This is a genomic window from Notoacmeibacter ruber (genome assembly GCF_003668555.1).
Classification (GTDB): domain Bacteria; phylum Pseudomonadota; class Alphaproteobacteria; order Rhizobiales; family Rhizobiaceae; genus Notoacmeibacter; species Notoacmeibacter ruber.
This window is the reverse complement of the sequence record NZ_RCWN01000001.1, coordinates 1,159,125-1,182,119: the sequence shown is the minus strand read 5'-3', so window position 1 is coordinate 1,182,119 and position 22,995 is coordinate 1,159,125. Positions and strand designations below refer to the sequence as shown.

The following is a 22,995-nucleotide window of genomic DNA, read 5'->3' as shown; positions in this document are numbered from 1 at the left end:
TATCGATGCTTCGGCGTCAGCCCGCCTTTAGCCAATTCTTCATGCGTTCAATGGCTTCAGCTACCCGCTCCGGCCTCTGGCAGTAGGAGAATCGCAGCGATTTGTGGCCATCGATCGGATCGAAATCCACGCCGGTCGATGCGGCAACCCCTGTTTCTTCCAGCATCGTTTTGGCGAAGGCCTGGCTGTCCTCGGAATAGGCACTGACATCACAGTAGGCGTAGAACGCTCCATCCATAGGCGCCAGAAGGGGCAGATTCAGCTTCGGTAAGGCATCCATCAACAGTTCACGGCTCTGCTGATAGCGAAACCGGATGGCGTCCAACTCCTCGGTGCATTTAAAGGCTTCGACCGCCGCGATCTGGGATATTTCTGACGCGCTGATGTAGAGGCTCTGGGCGACACGCTCGACTGGCCGGACCAGTCTCTCAGGCAGAACCATCCAGCCGATGCGCCATCCTGTCATGCAATAGTATTTGCTGAACGAGTTGATCACGACGACGTCGTCCGAGAAGGCCACTGCGGTGGCATCCGGCCGCGCGAAATTCAGCCGGTGATAGATTTCGTCCGAAATGAGGGCGATGCCCAGATCGGCTGCAACAGCAACCAGTTCCTGAAGCGCCTCAGCGGGCATTGACGCACCGGTGGGATTGGCGGGACTTGCGAAGAGGAGTCCTTTCAACGGCTTACGCGCATGAACCTCACGCAGGGAATCAGCGGTGAGATAGCCTGTTTCCGCGGTCGAGATCTCTTCAACCTCAAGGCCAAGTACGGAGAGAATATTCCGGTAGGCCGGATAACCGGGTCGCGTGATCGCGACACGGTCGCCGTGGTCGAACATGGACAGGAACGCCAGATTGAAGCCCGCGGATGAGCCGCTCGTGACGGCAATACGTGACGCAGAGACATCAACGCCATAATGATCCTTGTAATGCTCGGCGATGGCCTGGCGCAGCACGTCCAACCCCAGTGCATTGGTGTAGCTCACGAGGCCTTCGGCGGACTTCTTCATCGCGGCGTCTCGCACACCTTGCGGCGCCGGATCTGCCGGTTGGCCCACCGCCAGCGAGATAACGTCAACGCCGGCCTGGCGTGCCCGGTTGGCGGCGGCAAAGACGTCCATGGCGTGGAAAGGCTCGACAAGGCTCGCCCTGTGCGACAATTCCAACATGGAGTCTGCCGATCCCTCGGCGCGCGCCGGTTGTGTACTCATCACTCTTCCCATCTCTCATCAAGCTGTACCCCAGAAATGCCCGATTGGTCTTCTAGCGACAAGCCAACACCTGTCCTGAAGACAAAGTGCGGGAGTGTCAGGCTATGGCCGAAGACTATTCGTCCTTCGCGGAAAGCGTTAGATACGTGCCATGATCAGACTGACCCTTCGTTCTTTGTGCTGCCGTCCCTTCGCGGTTCTTGCCGCCCTGGCTCTCGTTCTGACAAGCATTCCAACGCCGCTGCTGGCGGCAGGCTCGGGACGCGACCTCAATGTGGTCCGCGACGCAGAGATTGAACAACTGATTGGGCTTTACAGCCGCCCGATCTTCCAGGCGGCTGGCATTGATCCTCGTCGTGTCTCCATCGTGTTGGTGAACGATCCCGGTCTGAATGCCTTCGTCGATGGTCGCCGGCTCTTCATGAATACGGGGACGATTCTTGCCGCGGAACATCCCAACCAGGTCATAGGCGTCATCGCGCATGAGGCGGCGCACCTGGCAGGCGGCCATCTGCATCGTTTGCGTGACCAGGCGCGTGGCGCGCAGACATTGGCCGTGATTACCTCACTGCTTGGTGCGGGCGTGGCGGCGGCCGGTATGGCAGCCGGCTCAAGCAATCTGCCTGGCGTGGGCGCGGCGACCGCTGCGGGCGGTGTCGAGGCCTCGCGGCGGACGCTTCTTTCCTACGCCCGAACCGAAGAGATGACGGCCGATCGGAGCGCACTCGATTACCTTCGCAAGACCGGGCAATCGCCGCGCGGAATGCTGACCATCTTCGAATCCATGGCCAGAGGCTCCGCTTTGGCGGGCGTTCGTCGAGATCCTTACGTGATGAGCCATCCCCTGCCCCAGGATCGCCTTCAGGCGCTGCGGACGCTTGCGATGCAGAGTCCATATTTCGACAAGAAGGATGATCCAACCCTTCAGGAAAGGCACGATCTGGCGAGAGCGAAAATCGCTGCCTATACAAGCCGTTCAGCAGGACGTGTGACTTCCAGGCTGCAAAGCTCTCTTGCCCGCGACTACGCCGCTGCCATGACTGAGCTCCTCCATGGCTCTCCACAGAGAGCGCTGAAAAAAGCCGATTCGCTTCTGCGGGCGCGACCCAATTACCCCTATTTCCACGAATTGCGCGGCGATGCTCTGATACGCCTCAACCGTGCTTCGGACGCGGCGAATGCCTATGGTCGCGCGCGGCAACTCGATGGCGGCAATTCGGCGGTTCTGGCCAGCCTGCAGGCGCAAGCGCTCGTTGCCACGGGCCAGCCAGACCAGGCCCGCCAAGCTGTTCAGGCTCTCGAGAGTGCCCTGCGGTCGGACCCGGAAACGCCGATGGGCTGGCGTTTTCTCGCTCAGGCATATGGCATGACAGGCGATGTAGCGGCGGCGGAGCTTTCCTCGGCGAACGAGCTCTTCTACTCGGGCAAGATCAAGGAAGCGAAGATCTTTGCCGCTCGTTCGCAAACCAGAGCGCCCCGCGGCAGCCCGATCTGGCTTCGCGCTCAGGACATCATCGACTACAAACCCATCATAACGAAGAAGCGCTGACGCGGTTCGCCGAAAGGAATTTCTGAATGTTCCGTCTCTCTACAAAGCTCGTTCCTGTCGCTGTTGCCGGCACGCTGATGATCGCGGGACCGGCCGGAGCCCAGGATGCGCCAGCCGCCATGACCCGATCTGATATCGAGCAGATCGTGCGGGAGTATCTGCTTGAGAATCCGGAAATTCTGGTCGAGGTCTCGCGGGCCCTGACGGAGAAGCAGCAAGCCGAAGCGCAGAAGGACTTGTTCGGCAGCGCAGAAGACGCCGTCCTCGGCAACCCTGATGGATCGAAGACAGTGGTGGAATTTTTCGACTACAATTGCGGCTACTGCCGGCAGGCCTATGGCGAGGCGCAGAAAGCCATCGCGGCCAATCCCGATCTGAAGATCGTCCTCAAGGAATACCCGATTCTCGGGCCGGATTCGGAAGACGCGCATATCGTCGCCGTTGCCCTCCGGCGCATCGCACCGGGTAAATATGCCGAATTCCACAACAATATGTACACGACGGACGGGCGGGCTACCGAAGAAAAGGCTGTCGAGATCGCGACCGATCTCGGTGTCGACGAAGACGAACTGCGCGCCGCGATGTCGGAAGAAGAAACTGTGCAACAGCTGGAAAAGACACAGAAACTCGGCAGAGCCCTTCAGGTGAATGGCACTCCGACCTATTTCGATGAGAACGGCCCGTTCGGATTCGACAGTCTGGTCAGCCGGACCGCGCCGCAAGAAGCGCAGGACGGCTGAAGGTCGCTGGGCGCACGCCCCTTCATTGTAAGGGCGTCACAAGGCGCGAGGGGCTTCCCGCTCGCATCAAGGAAGACTATAGCTGACCGCTGCCCCGAGGGCCGGCCCGTGATCGGCTGGAAGAAGTAAAAGAAAAGAGGTTTTCATGTCGTCGGAGAACACGGTTGATCAAGCGCTGGTTCGTAGTCTGGCAGATATTCTGAACGAGACGAACCTTGCGGAGATCGAGGTCGAACAGGGCGACATGCGCATCCGCCTTTCGCGCCAGTCGCAATATGTCCAGGCGGCCGCACCGGCACCGGTGCAGTTTTCTGCCCCTGCTCCGACGTCCGCGCCCTCTGAAGCCTCTCGTGCGGCGGAAGACGAGGTCGATCTTTCGAATGCCGTCCCCTCACCGATGGTCGGTACCGCTTATATGTCGCCGGAGCCTGGCGCTGCGCCGTTCATTTCGGTCGGCACCAAGGTGGCAGCCGGTCAGACTCTCCTGATCATCGAAGCGATGAAAACGATGAACCAGATCCCGGCGCCCAAAGCCGGTACGGTAAAACAGATACTGGTGACCGATGCCCAGCCGGTCGAATTCGGCGAGCCGCTCGTCATAGTCGAATAAGCAAGAACGAGGCGGTATCGATGTTCAACAAGGTTCTAATCGCCAATCGCGGCGAGATCGCCCTTCGTGTGCTGAGGGCATGCAAAGAGCTCGGCATTCAGACGGTCGCCGTGCATTCGACCGCTGATTCAGAGGCGATGCACGTCAAGCTTGCCGATGAGAGCGTCTGTATCGGACCGCCGGCAAGCCGTGATTCCTATCTGAACATCCACCAGATCGTCGCCGCCTGCGAAATCACCGGTGCGGACGCCATTCACCCCGGCTATGGCTTTCTGTCCGAAAACGCCAAGTTCGCAGAAATTCTCGAAGCGCATAATATCGCTTTCATCGGCCCGAAGGCCGAGCACATCCGTACGATGGGCGATAAGATCGAAGCAAAGAGAACCGCGGCACGTCTTGGCATACCCGTCGTTCCCGGCTCGGAAGGCGGCGTGACCGATCCGAACCAGGCAAAGCGAATTGCCGGAGACATCGGCTATCCGGTCATCATCAAAGCGGCTGCCGGCGGCGGCGGCCGCGGCATGAAGGTCGCCCGAGATGAGAGTGAACTGAAAGCTGCGTTCCAGACCGCTCGGTCAGAAGCCGGCGCCGCATTCGGGGACGACGCCGTCTATATCGAGAAATATCTCGGCAAGCCGCGCCATATCGAGGTTCAGGTCGTCGGAGACGGCAAGGGCAATGCGGTCCATCTGGGTGAACGCGACTGTTCGCTGCAGCGCCGTCACCAGAAGGTCTGGGAAGAAGCCAACTCTCCTGCGCTCAATAGCGATGCCCGTGCGCGGATCGGCGAGATCTGTTCCAAAGCCGTAGCGGAAATGGGCTATAGCGGCGCCGGCACGGTCGAGTTTCTCTATGAAGACGGCGAATTCTACTTCATCGAGATGAATACGCGGCTTCAGGTGGAGCATCCCGTCACAGAGGCGATTACCGGTATCGATCTGGTCCATGAACAGATCAGCGTCGCATCCGGCGGAAACCTTTCGGTCAAACAGAGCGAAATCGAGTTCCACGGCCACGCCATCGAATGCCGTATCAACGCGGAAAATGCCCGCACATTCGTGCCGTCTCCCGGCGTTATAAAACATTTCCACACACCCGGCGGTCTCGGCATCCGCGTCGATTCCGGCGTCTATAGCGGGTACCGGATTCCCCCCTATTACGACAGCCTGATCGGCAAGCTGATCGTGCATGGTCGCAATCGCGTGGAATGTTTGATGCGTCTCCGGCGCGCGCTGGACGAATTCGTGGTCGACGGGATCGACACGACATTGCCGCTGTTCCGCGATCTCGTCAGCAACAAGGACATTGCGGACGGCAAATATGATATTCACTGGCTGGAGTCTTATCTGGCCGACGGCTAAGTCGAAGAGATTATGCGCGACAAGCAACGCCCTCATGCGCCCGGTCGCGAAATTCCGACGGAACTGCTTCTGAGAGCCTATGCTTCGGGCGTCTTTCCGATGGCTGAAGATGCGGCGGACGACGAGGTATTCTGGGTTCGGCCCGACCTCCGCGGCATTCTCCCCCTGCATGCCTTTCACATACCACGCAGTCTGGAGAAGGCCGTCCGTCGCAAGCGATTCTCGGTCCGAACCAATACCGATTTCGCAGCGGTTGTAGACGGCTGCGCCGCCTCGAACACCGGCCGGGAGACAACCTGGATCAATGGCCCGATACGGCGCGCTTATATGCGGCTCCACAAGATCGGTCATGCCCATAGCGTCGAAGCATGGGAGGACGACGAGATGGTGGGTGGGCTCTACGGAGTGACGCTCGGCGCGGCATTCTTCGGCGAGAGCATGTTCAGCCGGCGGAGCGATGCTTCCAAGATCTGCCTCGTCCATTTAGTCGAGAGATTGCGAGAGCGCGGGTTTCGGCTACTGGATACGCAATTCACGACCGAGCATCTCAAACGGTTTGGTGCGATCGATGTGGAGCGCGAGCGCTATGAGGAACTGCTTGCCGACGCGCTCGCCCATCAGGCGACCTTCGGATAGGACGGATTAGCGGCTTTCGCCTGCACCACCCTCGGCCGCACTGTCATCGCCCGCGGCGGCCACATCGTCGCTATCCTGCTTGCAGGATTTCAGCCAGACATCATAGACCGCGTGCTCCACGGCGTTGAGGCCAGGACTCTCGGCAAACATCCAGCCGGTAAAGATCCGGCGCACCTTCCGATCCAAGGTCATTTCGTCGATCTCGACGAAGCTGTCGGTCTTGGGTTCAAGGCTTTCGGGTCGGTTGATGCAAACCCGGGGCGTGACCAGCAGAGCGCCGAACTGAACGGTCTCATCGATCATCACGTCGAAATGGTGGATCCGACCGGTGATTTTGTCGATCCCCGTAAATACAGCGACCTTGTTCTTGACCGGCTTGTCCTCGACCGCCGGGGCCGGCTCACTCACCTCGGCGCCCATCTGGCTCGCATCGGGCGCAACCATTGTATCGGGCTCGGCGTAGGGATCGTTGGGATCGCCGAACTGATCGGACTCGGCAGCGAACGGGTCCGACTGGTCAGGAGAGTTCGAAAACGGATCGGATTGCTGGGGCGCCGGATCGATCGGTGCTTCATAATCCTGCGCAGGATCCTGATAGCTTCCGTCCGGTTGCGATGGAGACGGCAAGGGTCTGCGCTCGATGGTCTGCGCAGTGGCCCCGCCGGCCGTCATCCCCATCATCACAGCCGCGATTATCAGCCAAGGTCGCTGCAATTGTGCTCTCCTGAATTGGCCGATCGGTATCGCCCGAACCCGATAGCCCTGCCCCTAGCCAACGGGCTACGCGCCAAATGTGGCGGAGCTAGGCCGGGCAGCCTAAGGAATGAGGCTTATTCGCCCGGCGACCAGGCATCGTAGTCGCCCGTCACGCGCGGCCGTTCGCCCGTATTATAGAGCGAGCCCTTGGGATGGTAGGCGGACGGCGTTCCTGTCAGATTGGGTCGGTGCGGCTTCTGCCACTCGTGCGCTTCGTAGGACGAATCCGGCGGCGCAATATCCGTCTTGTGATGCATCCAGCCGTGCCAGCCGGGAGGGATCAGAGACGGCTCCGAAATATCGGGATAGACGACGTAGCGATGAGGGCGGCCTTCGGAGTCCTTTCCGCCTTGATAATAGACATTGCCGAACTCGTCTTCGCCCACCTTCTCGGCATGCCGCCAGAGGTGATAGCGAAAATTGAGCTGGTTGCCGTTCCACCAAGTGAAGAACTGCTTGAGAAATGTGCTCATGACGAAGTGTCGTCCGTGGTTTTTGCCTGTGCGGCTTATGACGTTCCACGCCAGAATTGGCAAGGGGAAGGCCGTTCAATCAAGCTGCTTTTCCATGATCACAGCCGGAATGCCACTATCGCGCACGCCGCAATTTTCGGTTCGGCCGATCCGCTCGTAACCCTGCTTCTCATAGAAGCTGATAGCTTTCAGATTGGCTTCCTCGACTTCCAGCTTCATGCGACTGGCAGCGGGAAAGGCGCTTTCCATCTCGATGAGAAGTGCGGTTCCAGCGCCCCTGCCCTGCACGTCGGGATTGACATAGAGCTGATGTAGAAAGGCGGTTCGGTCGTCGCCTCCATCGCCCATGGAAGCGAAGGCGACGCCCAGAATATCCTCACCATCGTCGGCGATCACGAACTCGGAATAGGGCTTGTTCAGCCGCTTGCGCAGCGCGCTTTCCGAATGCCAACTCGCAGTGAGCGCGGCGACGCGTTCATGACCATAGATCTCGTCATAGGTGGCGTGCCAGGTCCGCTCAAGCAGCGAGCGAATTTCCGGAATATCATCCGGATCAACGGTGCGGATCCACATTGTCCGTAGGTTATGTTCTCGCCGGACAGGTCGGGCCAGCGTGTCCCGTCGGGCCTCTAGGCGCCCCTTTCGAAGGAAACTGAAATGCTCCCCGGCGTCAAGCTGACAAGCTTTCCTTCACCGAAAAAGCCAATAGGCAAATAGTCACAGTCCGAGCGAACGATAGCTCGCCGCGATTCTCTCCACAGCGATCATATAGGCACTGGTCCGAAGGTCGATCGTCGGCTCCGTCTTGCGGCTCTCATGCCATTTCTCGCGCATCGCCTGATAGGTGACGCGCATGGTGTCATCCAATCCCGAACGCACCAGCGCCAGTTCGTCCGATCCTTCAATATAGAATTGCTTGAACGTATCGGAGAGTTGAGTGCCGGTCGCGCGTTCGATTTCCTCGATGAGCAACCGGTGGCGGGTCTCTTCGCCACGTCGCTGCATACGGCCGAGGCGAATGTGCGACAAATTCTTGACCCATTCGAAATACGACACCGTCACACCGCCGGCATTGACGTACATGTCAGGCAGGATGACCACGCCGCGCTCTCTCAGGCGCTCATCGGCGCCAGCCGTAACGGGGCCGTTGGCGGCTTCGACGATGAGAGGGGCCCGGATACGATCGGCATTGGAAAGATTGATCGCCCCCTCGAGTGCCGCCGGTATCAGAATGTCGCAATCGGCTTCGAGGAGGGATGCCGAGTTCTGGATGAAGAGGCCCTTCGGGTAGCCTTCGAAGCTACCGTGCTCGCCGAAGTAAGCATGGGCCGCGGCGACATCGATCCCGCTCTCATCGAACAGGCCGCCATTATATTCCGCCAGCCCGGTAATGCGGCATCCGTCTTCCTGTTGCAGAAACTTCGCAGCATGAAAGCCGACATTACCGATGCCCTGCACGACCACCCGTTTCCCCAACAGGGTCCCTTCGAGCTTGGCGAGATCCACATCCGATGGATGGCGGAAGAACTCCTGCAGGGAGAACTGGACGCCACGCCCCGTCGCCTCGGTCCGGCCCCTGATGCCGCCGGCATTCAGCGGCTTGCCGGTCACGCAAGCGAGAGCATCGATGTCCGTCGTGTGGATGCGGCGGTACTGATCGGCGATCCACGCCATCTCCCGTTCACCCGTCCCCATATCGGGCGCCGGCACGTTCTGGCTGGGGTTGATGAGATCGCGCTTGATCAATTCGGAGGCGAAGCGGCGGGTGATCCGCTCCAGCTCGTCCTCGCTCCACTCCCGTGGATCGATGCAGAGCCCGCCTTTCGATCCGCCGAAGGGCACTTCGACAAGCGCACATTTATAGGTCATCAGCGCTGCCAGCGCTTCGACCTCGTCCTGATTGACGCCCGCCGCATAGCGAATACCGCCCTTGACCGGCTCTGCATGCTCGGAGTGAACGGCCCGATACCCGGTAAAGGTATGAATATGCCCTCTCAGCCTAACGCCGAACCGCACCGTATACGTGGAATTGCAGACACGGATTTTCTGCGCCAGACCAGGCGAAAGCTCGAGCCGCTTGACCGCGCGCTCGAAATGCATGTCGACGCTCTCGCGAAAGCTCGGCTCGGTGATCGGCTGGGTCATGTCTTTGTCCTCTCCCACATGCCACAGCCGACACAGGAAGGTCGAATGCCCGAGAAAGCAAGACGAGCGATCTGAATTTTTTAGTCGACTCCAAGCTTTTGCCGGACAAGCTGGTTCACAGCCTGTGGATTGGCCTTGCCGCCGGTCGCCTTCATCACCTGGCCGACGAACCATCCCGCCAGGGACGGCTTTTCCTTAGCCTGTTCAGCCTTTTCGGGGTTGGCAGCGATAACCTTATCGACTTCCGACTCGATAGCGCCGGTGTCGGTCACCTGCTTCATGCCGCGTTCTTCGACGATCTGTTTGGGTTCGCCCCCCTCTGCGAAGACGATCTCGAACAAGTCTTTGGCGATCTTGCCGCTGATCGTGCCTTCCTTGATCAGATCGAGAATCTGGCCGAGTTGGTCGGGCGAAACCGGAGTCTCTTCAATCGACTGGCCAGCCTTGTTCAAGGCACCCAGAAGGTCGTTGATGACCCAGTTCGCCGCCTGCTTGCCATCCCGGCCCTTGGCCAAAGCCTCGTAGTAATCGGCGATCGCCTTTTCGGAGACGAGGATCGACGCGTCATAAGCCGACAAGCCGGCATCGGCCATCAGCCGCGCCTTCTTGTCATCGGGCAGTTCCGGCAAGTCTGACGCTAGCGCTTCAACGAAGGCGTCATCAAATTCGAGCGGCAGCAGATCGGGGTCCGGGAAGTAGCGATAATCATGCGCCTCTTCCTTCGAGCGCATCGATCGGGTCTCCCCCTTGGCGGGATCGAACAGCCGCGTCTCCTGATCCACGACGCCGCCATCCTCGATCAGGGCGATCTGTCGGCGTGCTTCATACTCGATAGCCTGGCCGACGAAGCGGATCGAATTGACGTTCTTGATCTCGCAGCGCGTGCCGAAATCGCCCCCGGGCTTGCGGACCGAGACGTTCACGTCGGCACGCATAGACCCTTCATCCATATTGCCGTCGCAAGTGCCGAGATAGCGCAGAATGGTGCGCAGCTTGGTCAGATAGGCCTTGGCCTCATCGGCAGAGCGCAGGTCGGGCTTGGAAACGATCTCCATAAGAGCCACGCCCGAGCGGTTCAGATCGACAAAGCTCATCGTCGGATGCTGATCGTGCATGCTCTTGCCCGCATCCTGTTCCAGATGCAGCCGTTCGATGCCGATCTCGACATCTTCAAAGTTGCCCTGACGGTCTGGACCGACCGAAATCATCACCGTGCCTTCCCCAACGATGGGGTGAGCGAACTGGCTGATCTGGTATCCCTGGGGCAGGTCCGGATAGAAATAGTTCTTACGGTCGAAAACGGACCGATTATTGATCTTCGCCTTCAGCCCAAGGCCTGTGCGCACCGCCTGCCGAACGCATTCATCATTGATCACCGGCAGCATGCCGGGCATGGCGGCATCCACCAGACTGACATTATCATTCGGAGCCGAGCCAAAACTGGTCGATGCGCCGGAAAAAAGCTTGCTCTCGGAGGTGACCTGGGCGTGCACCTCCATGCCGATCACGATCTCCCAATCTCCGGTCGCTCCCGACAGGAAGCGTTTCTCATCGGGCGTTCGGCTATCGACGATGGCCATGTCTGCATCTAGTCCCTGGCAAGATTGAAGGCAGCGACATCGCGGCTTTGTTCAGAGCCGGATATTGCCTGCCACTATTGCCGACCGCCTAGAGCAAAAGGCAGACCCGTTCAAGGCGTAAGGCGGCCCATCCCGGAACTGGTGACGGGCATCGGACCGCCCAGTTGCCTCTAGCTCGCAATATACTGCTTGAGCGAATCCGCTTCCTGCTGCGCTGCGCGAATGCGGCGCTTCACCACATCGCCGATCGAGACGATTCCGACCATCTGGCCTTCGTCGACAACGGGAAGATGGCGAAAGCGCCCATCCGTCATCTGATCCATGACCTCTTCCACGGTGCTGCTTTCACTGCAGGTCTTCACATCGCGGGTCATGAAGTCGGAGAGCGGCCGGTCGAGCGCTGAAGCACTATGATCCGCAATGGCGCGGACAACATCCCTTTCGGAGAGGATGCCGACGATCTTGTTGTCTTCGAGAACGACCAAAGCGCCGATGCCCTTCTCTGCCAACAGTTCGATGGCCTGCCGCATCACTGTCTCAGGATTGAAGGCCGCAACGTCACGGCCCTTCTGTTCGAGAATCTGACGAACTGTCATTAGCTTTCCTCCCACTATCTGACTGCTCTCATCGTGCGCGCCCAAAAAGGCTTTCGCAAGACATTACAGAAACATGCAGGTCAGATCCCGGGTCCGCGCCGGAGTCGGGCCGGGAAAAAGGGAAGGATCAGAAAGCCGGCAACGAAGCCGCCAATATGGGCCTGCCATGCGATGGCGCTTTCGCCGACGGACACAAACAGCCCTGTCAGAATATTGACCAGCAGCCAGATCATGATGAAGCCGAGCACTGTGCGAGACCGAACCACTTCTCGCATCGTCATCGGCCTGCCGGCAAACGCCTTCTTCTGGCCGGTCCGGTCGATACGGAAGCCGAGGCGCGCAGCGGCCCCCATCATGCCACTGATCGAACCGGAAGCCCCCACAAGAATCGAATAGCCATAGGGGTCGATCGCAAAATGAAACGCCGCCGCCGCAAAGGCCGTCACGACCCAGAACAGGACGAACGGCGCGAAACCGATGCGCATCGCCAGAGGCGATCCAAAAATAGCCAGCCACACGGCGTTCATGAAGTAATGGGCCCAGCCGCCATGAAGGAGCGAATAGGTGATGGCCGCCCACAATTCGTGGACGAGGCCAAGCAGTCCGAATGACGCGATTTCTGGAACGAAGGCAAACCAGTAGAGCACTTCGTTGTCGATGGGGACGGGCAGCAGAAAGCTGCGTATCGCCTGGATCGCTCCCATAAGAACAAGAAAGAAAATGACGGCCGGAGCCAGGTTAACAGCCTGCTCTTTCGTACGGGGCGACGCCTGATCCACGTCCGTGGAATGCGTTGACGCATCGGTGAGGTCGGAAGGGTTCGGACGCGCCCAGGGTGACGGCCGCGGCGATCTCATCGCGCCACCGCCCGCCTCTTGTTCATCACTGGCATTCTGGTCGGTCAAACGGCGTCCCCCTTTTCTAGCCAGAAGATGGGCCCTCCTGACAGGTGCGCAAGCCTTAGGGCACGTTTCCCCGACAACACCTCGCTCATCCAACTCGCTTTTATCGTCTCTCTTCCCCGCCGTCCCGTCGGAATTCGGGTCGTTGGCACGGTCGATGCAACGCCACGGTCAAAAGCCAATCCGAAGCGCTTTTCTGCTCCGAACTGGCACAACACAGACCGATTGAGGAACGCATGCGACAGAAAAACACCCGAGACCTGTTTCTTTATTGGAATCGTCTGCGTGGTTCGGACGCCGCGCCGCACCGGAACAGGATTGAGCCAAGTGATATTCGCACATTGCTGCCGTCGACTTTCATTCTCCAGCGTCTTGAAGATGGAACGATCGAGTTTCGCCTGGCCGGGACGGCCCTTTGCCAGCAGTTCGGCACGGAATTGCGCGGAACCCGTTTCCAGAGCCTGTTTCACGCTCGCGACCGGCGCATGCTGCTTCGCCTGACCGACCAGGCTCTGTCCGGACATGCCATTTCCGTCATCAGCATGGACGGGCACAGCAAGAACGGAAGCCGGATCGGCTACGAGCTTCTGCTTCTGCCTCTGGCCAGCGAGGAGACGGGAAAACGCGCCTTCGGCTCGGCCGTCGCGTCGTCAAACCCGTACTGGCTCGGTACCGATCCTATCGTCGAGTGGAAGCTTCGCTCGGTCCGAATCATCGACCCGGAACGAGAGTCCGACCTTCTCTCCCAGCGGGCACAGATCGACGTTCCTCCGCTTGCTCCGAGCCGAGCCGCCATTCAGGAGGTGCCCGCAGGCCGCAAGATCGCGCATCTGACCGTCCTGGACGGCGGACGCAATGACTGAAAACCAAGCGACTTATATTACCTGACCTTAACTTTTACACGGCAATAGTCCTGTTGAGGACATGCTTATTATGGACCAAGGCCTAGCAGATATGAGTCTGGCGCAAGAGCTACCGATGCCGGAAAAACCGGAGCGCAGGGCTTTTCAGCGCGTCCATGCCAATATCTATGGCCGTTTCATGCTTGAGGATGGCAGCGAGCACGCCTGCTTCATAGTGGACATGAGCCCAGGTAGCGCCGCGCTCCGCACCGACATGACCGGCGAGCCGGGCGAGAAATGCATCTGCTATCTCGACCACATCGGCCGGGTGGAAGGTGTTGTAACCCGTTCGCTTGATGACGGGTTCGCCATTACGATCATCGCCTCGGATCGGAAGAAGGACAAGATCGCTTCCCAGCTGACATGGCTGGCGAACCGTCATGAACTCGATCTTCCGGAAGACCGACGTCACGCACGTGTCGAACCGCGCAATCCGATTTCCGCGATGCATCTGGACGATGGGCGCAAATATAAATGCCGCATCATCGACCTTTCCCTTTCCGGCGCCGCCATTGCCACGGAGGTGCGTCCGGCACTGGGTACTGCGGTCACGCTGGGCACCATGAAGGGACGCGTTATCCGCCATTTCAATGACGGTATCGCGATCGAATTCATCGATCTGGCGAAAATGGCCTGACGGTTTCAGAAAAGCCGCTCTCTCCGACGTCTATCAGCTCTCTGCCACTCATCACGTGAGGTCTTCCTCACGGTGCCGGACCTGTACGCCCCTGCTCCACTCTTAGGGAATGCCAGGCTAACAGGCCGCATCCGCACCTTGTTTTGACGGGCATCACATCCGACCGAAAAACGACGTCTCAAGGCGCCCGCACAGGGTTAACAGATCCCTATCATGACTGTTAACGCGGTTAACAAACCAATATTCAAATCGCGCAAATTTGATTTTCGTTTGTACTTGTTTTGATTAGAAAGCAACGTCGCTTTTTTGCGGGGCGACAAAGTCTTTCTGCGAGGCTGTCTTCCATCAGGGGAGACAAGTCATGCAATCTATTATCAAGACGATCGCAATTTCAATATCTGTTTTATTCTTTTTTTACGGCAGTGCCAATGCCCGGCCCTTCATGCAGACCGTCGGCGCTGCCAATCCTCCACTCGGACATGCCGAATTCTGCTGGCAGGCACCCACAGAGTGCAGCGACCGTGAGGCATCGCCCAAGCCCTACCCTCTGACCCAGCAGTCCTGGCAGGTTATCCTTCAGCTGAATGCCACCGTGAATGCGGAAGTCATGCCGCTGACGGATTGGGAGATCTGGGGACAGGAAGAGTTGTGGTCTTATCCGCAAGGCGTCGGTGATTGCGAAGACTATGTTCTGGAGAAACGCCGCCGTCTCATCGAAAAGGGCGTTCCCGCCTCAACCCTTCTGATCACGGTTGTTCTGCAGCCCAATGGAGACGGCCATGCTGTCCTGACGATCCGGACCGATCGCGGCGACGTCGTGCTGGATAATCTAAACGATCGTGTGCTTCCGTGGGACCAGACGGAATACACATTCCTGAAGCTCCAGAGTCCCTACAGCAGCGCGCAGTGGAACCTCGTCGACGATGATCGTGTCACGGTCGTCGGTGCGGTCAGCCGCTAAGAAACGATCACATCGAACCTGGCCGCCTCACGTCCCTGCTGCGGCCCGACCAGAAGCCGGTCTCTTCCCCTGGAGGCCGGCTTCTTTTATCGCGGATCTATGCAGCCGGAGTAGCAGTCCGCTTCACAAATCGCGGGTCGCGATCGATTACGCGGCGTTTACCATAATCGGGCAATGTCGAAACAAGTTCGAACAAAGGTGACGCGCCGGGCTGCCAGGCTCGAAGCAAGAGGCAAGGCCGGCATCGCTCATGGCCCATATTGGAACACGTGATCTGAATTGCGGTTGGTTGAAGCGCCAAGTGATAATCGGTGCAGCGATCCTCGTTGGCGCGACGTTTGCCACGGTCGCAGGCGGCCAGAAGATCGGCCAGTTCCTCGCTCTGGCCGGGCATAGCGAGCGGACGGCGCCGATCGAGGCTGTTGTCGGAAACAACGTCCTCTTTGTCCCTGAAAATATGATCCGGCGAGCAGAGCAGCGAAGTAGCGGCGAGTATTCGCGTCTCGACCTCTATATGCGCTGGCCGGAGCTGACAGGTTATTCCCGCAACGCTGCCGATATTTTCAATGGCAGAACGGTCCCGCGTTCGCTTATCTTCGTCACAGTTGAACCGTCGACGACAGCGCCGGACATGAGTGCACGCTACGCCGGCGTCTATCGTCCCTTACTGAAGAGCCCTGGAATCGCTGGGCCGGCGGGTCTGCAATTGAGCGCTTTTCGACGCGATACCGGATTCGAGAAGGAACTGCTCGCCCACGGCATTTTTGCCGATGGCAGCCTCTATGTCGCGAGATGCCTTGCTGGAACTGATGGACGACAGGCGCTCGCCGGCTGCGAAAGAGACGTGAACATCGGCGCTGGTCTATCCATCACATACAGATTTCCGCGAGAGCTGCTTGGGGACTGGCGCACCATGGAACCTGCCCTCAGAGACCGTGTGAATGCATTGATCCGATAAGGTATGGGGTCATCAGTCATCAGCGGTTTCCTGCGCGTGGCGAAGACAGGTTTTGCTTGGCAAGACATCGGCCCTGGATACGGTCAGCCGACGACTACAATTGCTCCGCCATCTGGTCTCGCGACAGCTTCCTGTCGATCGTCACGTCGCTGCATTAAATACGTTCTGGGTGTGACAGAGCAGCATCTTACCCTGCGACTATCGTCGGAGCGGTCACGCTGACCACTTCCACGCATTCGTTGTTGCTTGCAATCACGAACGATGTCCCATCGGACGCGAGGAAGGAAATCATGCTTTCGCGTGTCCAGGCGTGATTGCGGACCCGAAATGTTGTCCGTCCGGGTCGACCGCCAAGCTCGGCCGTTTTTTCCCAGAACTCGAGCAACTCGCCCTCATCCAGCAGCCTTACTGCCGAAATCGTTGAAAAAACCAGTCGGTAGATTGTATCCGCATAAAGATCACGAATACGAACCAGCAATTCGCTGCCGCCTTGCTCGCGCACAACATACGCGACTTCGAGGATTTCAACCTCAGCATCGGTGAACGGCGTTGTCCATTCTCCGAATTCAAATTGGCCCGATCCGAACTCTCCAGCCGGCCTCAATCTCTCTGACTCAATCATCGCACATATCTACCACACGCCTATGAATGAGTCTGTAACCTCGTCTGCTCGACGGACTTCGTCACAACCATCGGCGGCAAGCGCATGTCGACCGCCGCGTTTTCGTGGAAATAGAATGACAGCTTGTTCTGACTGGCCGAAAAAAAATGAGCGGGCGAAGGCGCTGCCTCCACCCGCTCTGTTTCTAGACGAGGGCGACCGTAGTGGCCCGGTCAAAGGATCAGTTCGCCGACGTCTCTGCGTCGTCCGTCTTGTCGTCGCCCTCCATCGAGGCGTCATCGCCAGAGGAGGTGCCGGACTGCTCGGAAGACCAGCGCTTGACGAGATCGTCATAGGCGATGGTCTGCGGCTCTTCATTCTCGTTCTCAAGCTTGGCTTTCGGAGCGCCTTCCTGGCTGAGCCATTCCTGCGGGTCTTTTTCCTCGTTCAGCTTCGGACCGAGTTCACCCTGCACGCCGGCCCTTTCGAGACGGGAGAGCACGTTCTCCATATCGGCGCAGAGCTTGTCGAGCGCTTCCTGAGACGACTTCGCGCCGGACATTGCGTCACCGATATTCTGCCACCACAGCTGTGCCAGCTTCGGATAATCCGGAACGTTGGTGCCGGTCGGGCTCCAGCGAACGCGGTCAGGCGAGCGGTAGAATTCGACAAGGCCACCAAGCTTCGGGGCGCGTTCCGTGAAGTGCTCCGAATTGATCGTGCTTTCGCGAATGAAGGTCAGACCGACATCGGACTTCTTGACGTCGACCGTCTTGGAATCGACGAACTGAGCGTAGAGCCAGGCCGCCTTGGCACGATCGTCCGGCGTGGACTTCAGAAGGGTCCAGGAACCGACGTCCTGATAACCGATCTTCATGCCGTCCTGCCAGTAAACGCCATGCGGGCTGGGAGCCAGGCGCCATTTCGGCGTGCCATCGTCATTCATGACCGCATCGGACGCGACCAGAGGAGCCACGAAGGTCGTGTAAAGGAACATCTGCTGAGCGATGTTGCCCTGCCCCGGAACCGGGCCAGCCTCGGAGAACGTCATACCGGCAGCCGCGGGCGGCGCATATTTCTGCAACCACTCGATGGCTTTGTCGACAGCGTAGACAGCGGCGGGGCTGTTGGTCGCACCACCGCGTGCCACGCAGGCGCCGACCGGCTGTGACTGCTCATTGACCCGAATGCCCCATTCGTCGACGGGAAGGCCGTTCGGCTCACCCTTATCGCCCATGCCGGCCATCGACATCCACGCATCGGTGTAGCGCCACCCGAGGGACGGGTCCTTCTTGCCGTAATCCATGTTGCCATAGACGCCGGAAGACGGGCTGCCATCAATGTAGCTCATGTCACGGCCGGTGAAGAATTCTGCGATATCTTCGTAGGCGCTCCAGTTGACCGGCACGCCGAGTTCATAGCCGTATTTTTCCTTGAAATCGGCCTTGCTCTTCTCGTCGTTGAACCAGTCGTAGCGGAACCAGTAGAGATTGGCGAACTGCTGGTCCGGAAGCTGATAGAGATTGCCGTCGGGGCCGGTCACGAAGTCCAGTCCGATGAAATCATCCAGATCGAGATTGGGGTTGGTGACGTCCTTGCCTTCGCCGTCCATCCATTCTGTCAGGTTGCGGGCCTGCTGGTAACGCCAATGGGTACCGATCAGGTCAGAATCGTTGACGTAGGCGTCATAGATATTCTGGCCCGACTGCATCTGCGTCTGCAGCTTTTCAACCACATCGCCCTCACCGATCAGATCGTGTGTGACCTGAATGCCGGTAATGGCGGTGAAGGCCGGCGCAAGCACCTGGCTTTCATATTCGTGGGTGGTGATGGTTTCCGAAACGACCTTGATCTCCATGCCTTCGAAAGGCTTGGCCGCATCGATGAACCACTGCATCTCCTGTTCCTGCTCTTCGCGGGAAAGGGTGCTGACGTCCCCGATTTCATTATCGAGAAACTGTTGGGCTTCCTCCATCCCGGCAAAGGCCGGGCTCGCCATCGCACCTGCCAGAAAGGCCAGTGCGGTCGTCGTCTTGAATGCGTTTTTCATTCATTCCTCCCAGGTTTGTTGCAGTCTATCGGGCACCGGGCTCCTCTCGGATCCCGCCCCATCAAGCCACGTCGCTACACCCAACGGAAAATTGGCAATGCGACGATGAGGCTGATTACGAGCCCCCACCATTGGCTGAGGTCTGTCAGACCCAGCCAGGCAAGGTTGACGAAAGCGGCCGCCAGAAGCGCGATGAACAAGCGGTCGCCACGCGTCGTCTCCATTCCGAGAACGCCGTGGCGCGGCGTTTCCGGGTAGCGGATCGCAAGCGCGGTAAAGACAAGCAATAGCGCCGCGATCGAAGCGAAGAAGATGACTGTCGGTATAGTCCAGGCCATCCATTGCATGGTCAGATCTCCTCCAGCCTAGACCCGCCCGAGGGCAAAGCCCTTGGCGATGTAGTTGCGAACGAAATAGATGACGAGAGCGCCGGGGATGATGGTGAGGACGCCTGCGGCGGCCAGCACCCCCCAGTCGACCCCCGCCGCGCCGACGGTGCGCGTCATGGTGGCGGCAATCGGCTTGGCATCGACGGATGTCAGCGTGCGGCTCAGCAGCAGTTCGACCCATGAGAACATGAAGCAGAAGAAGGCCGCGACGCCGATACCGCTTGCGATCAGCGGCATGAAGATCTTGATGAAAAAGCGCGGGAAGGAATAGCCGTCAATGTAGGCCGTCTCGTCGATCTCGCGCGGCACGCCGCGCATGAAGCCTTCCAGAATCCAGACCGCGAGCGGCACGTTGAAGAGGCAGTGCGCGAGGGCGACGGCGATATGGGTGTCGAAGAGACCAATCGACGAATAGAGCTGGAAGAAGGGCAATGCGAAGACCGCCGGCGGCGCCATCCGGTTCGTCAGAAGCCAGAAGAACAGATGCTTGTCGCCCATGAAGCTGTAGCGCGAGAAGGCATAGGCAGCGGGCAATGCGACCGTAATCGAGATGGCCGTGTTCATGACCACGTAAATCATCGAATTGACGTAACCCATATACCAGGACGGGTCAGTCAGAATGGTCGCGTAATTGTCGAGCGTTGGCCTTAGCGGAATCAGCGTGAAGGTCGACAGAATCTCCTGATTGGTCTTCAGGCTCATGTTCAGCAGCCAGTAGATCGGCAGCAAAAGGAACAGAAGGTAGAGCCCCATCACGAATGCCGAACCGGACGGCTTGAAGCGGCTTTTCAGGCGCGCATTCGCATTCGCCCGGCTCGTGGTGACATCGCCGGGAATTGAGGCCGCGCCGGGAGCGGCAACAGTCGATTTCATGGTCGTATCGCTCATGCCACGCCGTCCCTTTTATCCAGATTGGTCATGACCGTGTAGAAGACATAGGAGATCACGAGGATCACCAGGAAGTACATGATCGAGAAGGCCGCCGCCGGACCGAGGTCGAACTGGCCGAGCGCCATTTTCACCAGGTCGATCGACAGGAATGTCGTCGCATTGCCTGGGCCGCCGCCGGTCACGACGAACGGCTCGGTGTAGATCATGAAGCTGTCCATGAAGCGCAGCAGGATCGCGATCATCAGAACGCCCGCCATCTTCGGCAGTTCGATATAGCGGAAGACCGCCCAACGGCTGGCCTGATCGATCTTCGCCGCCTGATAATAGGCATCGGGAATGGACTGCAGGCCGGCATAGGCGAGAAGCGCCACCAGGCTCGTCCAGTGCCATACATCCATAACGATGACGGTTGTCCAGGCCGCAAAGAAATCCTGCGTATAGTTGTAGTCGATTCCGAGAGACCGCAGCGTATAGCCGAGAAGTCCGATATCGACGCGCGCGAAAATCTGCCAGATCGTCCCGACAACATTCCACGGCACCAGCAGCGGAAGGCTCATCAGCACGAGGCAAAGTGATGCCCAGAACCCGCTTTTCGGCATGTTAAGCGCCACGAAAATGCCGAGCGGCACTTCGATTGCGAGGATGATCGCCGAAAAGACGAGCTGGCGTCCGAGCGCATTCCACATACGGTCCGAATGCAGCATCTGCTCGAACCATTCGAGACCCGCCCAGAAGAAGACGTTGTTGCCGAATGTGTCCTGAACCGAATAGTTCACGACAGTCATCAGCGGAATCACCGCGGAGAAAGCGACCAGCACCAGAACGGGCAGGACCAGGAACCAGGCTTTGTGATTGACGGTCTTTTCCATCAGACTGCCCTCCCCTCGACGCGCCAGTCATCGGCATAGATATTGATCCGGCTCGGATCGAAGGTGATCCTCGCATTTTCGGAAGGAACCGGCCCGCCTTCACTGGCGATGATGTTGATCGGGCGGCCCTGCATCGTGGTGCGAACAAGGCGGTGACGGCCGACATCCTCGACCCGATCGATGGTCACCGGCAAGCCGACGTCGTCGCTCAGGCGAACAAATTCAGGGCGGATGCCGATCTCCACCTTGCCCGACATATCCCCATATCCAGCCCCGAGCGGCACTTCATGGCCATCGATGATCGCCCGATCGCCCTGCACCTCTGCCGGAAGAAGATTCATGCCCGGCGAGCCGATAAAATAGCCGACGAAGGTGTGGGCCGGACGTTCGAACAGTTCTTCAGGCGTGCCGATCTGCACGACGCGGCCATCATGCATGACCACCACATGATCGGCGAAGGTCAATGCTTCGGTCTGGTCGTGCGTGACATAGATCATCGTATGGCCGAACTGACCATGCAGATGTTTCAGCTGGGTCCGCAACTCCCATTTCATATGTGGGTCGATCACGGTGAGCGGTTCGTCAAAGAGAAGCGCGTTCACGTCGTCGCGAACCATGCCACGGCCAAGACTGATCTTCTGCTTGGCGTCCGCCGTCAAGCCGCGCGCTTTACGGTCGAGTTCCCTCTCCATACCGATCATGGACGCGACACGCTGCACACGTTCGGTAATGGTAGCCGCCTCGACTCCCCGGTTTTTCAACGGAAACGCCAGATTCTCCCGGACCGTCATGGTGTCGTAGACGACCGGAAACTGGAACACCTGAGCGATATTGCGCTCCGCGGTCGGCATGTCCGTCACGTCCTGACCGTCGAAAAGGACGCGGCCGTGGGACGGGCGCAAAAGCCCCGACACGATGTTGAGCAACGTGGTCTTGCCGCAGCCGGACGGACCAAGAAGCGCGTAGGCCTCGCCATCGCGCCAGACATGGTCGACTTCCTTCAGCGCGTAATCAGCCTCCTTGGAGGGATCCTCCATGTAGGAATGCGCGATATTCTTCAGTGTGATCTGAGCCATGGGTCCTCCCTCACGCCGCCGCCGCATAGGAGGCAGACGCGACCAACGGGCCCTCCTCGTCGAAAATGTAGATGTGCTCGAGCGAAAGATAGACATCGAGCGAGCTGCCGGGCTTGAACTCATGAACGCCGTGCATGAGGCCCACCCAGCGCTGGCCATGGTGATCGAGGTGGATGAAGGTCTCCGACCCGGTCAGCTCCGAAACATTCAGCTTGCTATTGAACGAGAGCGCGTCGGGGCCCTGCGGCTGGAGTGCCAGATGGTTCGGCCGGAATCCGGCGGTGTATCGGCCATCGGAAAGCGCTGCGAACGGGCCCGTCGCCTCCACCTTCGCGCCGTCGGCAAACGCCACCTGATTGCCGCGCTTTTCGAAAGGCAGGAAATTCATCGGCGGGTCCGAGAACACACGTGCCGTCGTGGCATCGACCGGCTGCCGATAGACGCTAAGGGTCAGGCCGAACTGGGTGATGCGCCCCTCCCACAAGGTCGCGGCGTTGCCACCGAGGAGCAGCGCCTCTTCCGGCTCGGTCGTCGCATAGACGAAGATCGAACCGCTCTCCTCGAAGATTTTCGGAATTTCGATGCGCAATTCCTCGCGCAGCTTGTAGTCGAGATTGGCCAGCGGTTCGTCGAGCAGAACGAGGCCGGCATTCTTGACCAGAGCTCTCGCCAGCGCACAGCGTTGCTGCTGACCGCCGGAGAGTTGGAGCGGCTTGCGATCGAGCATCGGCGTCAGCTTCATCAGCTCTGCGGTCTGGCGAACCTTGCGATCGATCTCGTCTGACGGGCGGCCCGAAAGGCGCATCGAACTGGCAATGTTGTCATAGACGGTCATCGAGGGATAATTGATGAACTGCTGATAGACCATTGCGACGCCGCGGTCCTGAACCCGCACATCGGTCACATCTTCGCCATTCCAGAGGATCCGCCCTGTAGACGGCTTGTCCAATCCCGCCATCAGGCGCATCAGTGTGGTCTTGCCGGCCAGCGTCGGGCCGAGCAGAACATTCATCGTTCCCTTCTGCAGCGTCAGATCGGTCGGGTAGATATGGGTCTGCCCGTTCACGACCTTGGAGACATTCTCCAGTTGAAGCGTCATG

General features: G+C 59.0%; 24 protein-coding genes. 9 read left to right on the top strand and 15 right to left on the bottom strand.

What is annotated here, in order from left to right:
* Window positions 1-16 precede the first annotated feature (16 nt).
* Window positions 17-1,213, bottom strand: a complete 1,197-nt coding sequence (locus tag D8780_RS05595; protein WP_425373620.1) for a pyridoxal phosphate-dependent aminotransferase — start codon at window positions 1,211-1,213, stop codon at window positions 17-19.
* A 151-nt stretch (window positions 1,214-1,364) separates the two neighbouring features.
* Between D8780_RS05595 and D8780_RS05590 the strand changes: the two genes are divergently transcribed.
* The 5 genes from D8780_RS05590 (at window position 1,365) to aat (ending at window position 6,109) form a co-directional block, all read left to right on the top strand.
* Window positions 1,365-2,762: a M48 family metalloprotease gene (locus tag D8780_RS05590; protein ID WP_121644723.1), complete on the top strand. Its 1,398-nt coding sequence runs from the start codon at window positions 1,365-1,367 to the stop codon at window positions 2,760-2,762.
* Window positions 2,763-2,788: 26 nt separating this feature from the next.
* Window positions 2,789-3,502, top strand: a complete 714-nt coding sequence (locus tag D8780_RS05585; protein WP_121644722.1) for a DsbA family protein — start codon at window positions 2,789-2,791, stop codon at window positions 3,500-3,502.
* A gap of 145 nt (window positions 3,503-3,647) precedes the next feature.
* Window positions 3,648-4,112 carry an acetyl-CoA carboxylase biotin carboxyl carrier protein gene (gene accB / locus D8780_RS05580; protein WP_121644721.1) on the top strand — a complete coding sequence of 155 codons (465 nt, stop codon included), beginning with the start codon at window positions 3,648-3,650 and terminating at the stop codon, window positions 4,110-4,112.
* Between the two features lie 20 nt (window positions 4,113-4,132).
* Window positions 4,133-5,473, top strand: coding sequence for an acetyl-CoA carboxylase biotin carboxylase subunit (accC, locus tag D8780_RS05575; RefSeq protein ID WP_121644720.1), 1,341 nt, complete (start codon window positions 4,133-4,135; stop codon window positions 5,471-5,473).
* Window positions 5,474-5,485: 12 nt separating this feature from the next.
* Window positions 5,486-6,109 (top strand): leucyl/phenylalanyl-tRNA--protein transferase, encoded by a 624-nt coding sequence (aat, locus tag D8780_RS05570; RefSeq protein ID WP_121644719.1) that lies wholly within the window; start codon window positions 5,486-5,488, stop codon window positions 6,107-6,109.
* 6 nt (window positions 6,110-6,115) lie between these two features.
* Here the strand turns inward: aat and D8780_RS05565 are convergent, their stop codons facing one another.
* The 7 genes from D8780_RS05565 to D8780_RS05535 all read right to left on the bottom strand — a co-directional run bounded on the left by D8780_RS05565 (window position 6,116) and on the right by D8780_RS05535 (window position 12,564).
* A complete protein-coding gene (locus tag D8780_RS05565; protein WP_425373644.1) occupies window positions 6,116-6,529 on the bottom strand; it encodes a DUF2155 domain-containing protein in 414 nt (137 codons plus the stop codon).
* Between the two features lie 410 nt (window positions 6,530-6,939).
* The gene (locus D8780_RS05560; RefSeq protein ID WP_121644718.1) at window positions 6,940-7,338 is read right to left on the bottom strand and encodes an NADH:ubiquinone oxidoreductase subunit NDUFA12; all 399 of its coding nucleotides are present in this window, start codon (window positions 7,336-7,338) and stop codon (window positions 6,940-6,942) included.
* A 75-nt stretch (window positions 7,339-7,413) separates the two neighbouring features.
* A complete protein-coding gene (locus D8780_RS05555; RefSeq protein WP_121644717.1) occupies window positions 7,414-7,911 on the bottom strand; it encodes a GNAT family N-acetyltransferase in 498 nt (165 codons plus the stop codon).
* Window positions 7,912-8,055: 144 nt separating this feature from the next.
* Window positions 8,056-9,483, bottom strand: a complete 1,428-nt coding sequence (locus D8780_RS05550; protein WP_121644716.1) for a Glu/Leu/Phe/Val family dehydrogenase — start codon at window positions 9,481-9,483, stop codon at window positions 8,056-8,058.
* A gap of 80 nt (window positions 9,484-9,563) precedes the next feature.
* A complete protein-coding gene (gene gatB / locus D8780_RS05545) occupies window positions 9,564-11,063 on the bottom strand; it encodes an Asp-tRNA(Asn)/Glu-tRNA(Gln) amidotransferase subunit GatB (RefSeq protein WP_121644715.1) in 1,500 nt (499 codons plus the stop codon).
* Between the two features lie 170 nt (window positions 11,064-11,233).
* Window positions 11,234-11,659 (bottom strand): CBS domain-containing protein, encoded by a 426-nt coding sequence (locus D8780_RS05540; protein ID WP_121644714.1) that lies wholly within the window; start codon window positions 11,657-11,659, stop codon window positions 11,234-11,236.
* 80 nt (window positions 11,660-11,739) lie between these two features.
* A complete protein-coding gene (locus tag D8780_RS05535; protein WP_121644713.1) occupies window positions 11,740-12,564 on the bottom strand; it encodes a rhomboid family intramembrane serine protease in 825 nt (274 codons plus the stop codon).
* Between the two features lie 233 nt (window positions 12,565-12,797).
* Here D8780_RS05535 and D8780_RS05530 point away from each other — a divergent pair, with 233 nt between their 5' ends.
* The 4 genes from D8780_RS05530 to D8780_RS05515 all read left to right on the top strand — a co-directional run bounded on the left by D8780_RS05530 (window position 12,798) and on the right by D8780_RS05515 (window position 16,019).
* Window positions 12,798-13,424: a PAS domain-containing protein gene (locus tag D8780_RS05530; RefSeq protein WP_121644712.1), complete on the top strand. Its 627-nt coding sequence runs from the start codon at window positions 12,798-12,800 to the stop codon at window positions 13,422-13,424.
* Window positions 13,425-13,494: 70 nt separating this feature from the next.
* The gene (locus tag D8780_RS05525) at window positions 13,495-14,100 is read left to right on the top strand and encodes a PilZ domain-containing protein (RefSeq protein WP_245412274.1); all 606 of its coding nucleotides are present in this window, start codon (window positions 13,495-13,497) and stop codon (window positions 14,098-14,100) included.
* Window positions 14,101-14,461: 361 nt separating this feature from the next.
* Entirely contained in the window at window positions 14,462-15,061 is a 600-nt protein-coding gene (locus tag D8780_RS05520) for a transglutaminase-like cysteine peptidase (RefSeq protein WP_121644711.1), read from the top strand.
* Between the two features lie 301 nt (window positions 15,062-15,362).
* Window positions 15,363-16,019, top strand: coding sequence for a hypothetical protein (locus tag D8780_RS05515; protein WP_147440288.1), 657 nt, complete (start codon window positions 15,363-15,365; stop codon window positions 16,017-16,019).
* Between the two features lie 187 nt (window positions 16,020-16,206).
* Here D8780_RS05515 and D8780_RS05510 read toward each other — a convergent pair whose 3' ends face one another.
* From D8780_RS05510 to D8780_RS05480, 7 genes are all read right to left on the bottom strand, one after another.
* Window positions 16,207-16,641: a hypothetical protein gene (locus D8780_RS05510; RefSeq protein ID WP_147440287.1), complete on the bottom strand. Its 435-nt coding sequence runs from the start codon at window positions 16,639-16,641 to the stop codon at window positions 16,207-16,209.
* Window positions 16,642-16,861: 220 nt separating this feature from the next.
* Complete coding sequence (locus D8780_RS05505; protein WP_245412273.1) at window positions 16,862-18,670, bottom strand: ABC transporter substrate-binding protein; 1,809 nt, start codon at window positions 18,668-18,670, stop codon at window positions 16,862-16,864.
* Window positions 18,671-18,744: 74 nt separating this feature from the next.
* Window positions 18,745-19,017, bottom strand: coding sequence for a DUF2160 domain-containing protein (locus D8780_RS05500; RefSeq protein WP_121644708.1), 273 nt, complete (start codon window positions 19,015-19,017; stop codon window positions 18,745-18,747).
* Window positions 19,018-19,035: 18 nt separating this feature from the next.
* Complete coding sequence (locus D8780_RS05495) at window positions 19,036-19,812, bottom strand: carbohydrate ABC transporter permease (RefSeq protein ID WP_199699625.1); 777 nt, start codon at window positions 19,810-19,812, stop codon at window positions 19,036-19,038.
* 131 nt (window positions 19,813-19,943) lie between these two features.
* Complete coding sequence (locus D8780_RS05490; protein ID WP_121644707.1) at window positions 19,944-20,819, bottom strand: carbohydrate ABC transporter permease; 876 nt, start codon at window positions 20,817-20,819, stop codon at window positions 19,944-19,946.
* Window positions 20,819-21,895: an ABC transporter ATP-binding protein gene (locus D8780_RS05485; protein WP_121644706.1), complete on the bottom strand. Its 1,077-nt coding sequence runs from the start codon at window positions 21,893-21,895 to the stop codon at window positions 20,819-20,821. The genes D8780_RS05490 and D8780_RS05485 overlap by 1 nt, the downstream gene beginning before the upstream one ends.
* A 10-nt stretch (window positions 21,896-21,905) precedes the next feature.
* A complete protein-coding gene (locus D8780_RS05480) occupies window positions 21,906-22,994 on the bottom strand; it encodes an ABC transporter ATP-binding protein (protein WP_121644705.1) in 1,089 nt (362 codons plus the stop codon).
* Window position 22,995 lies beyond the last annotated feature (1 nt).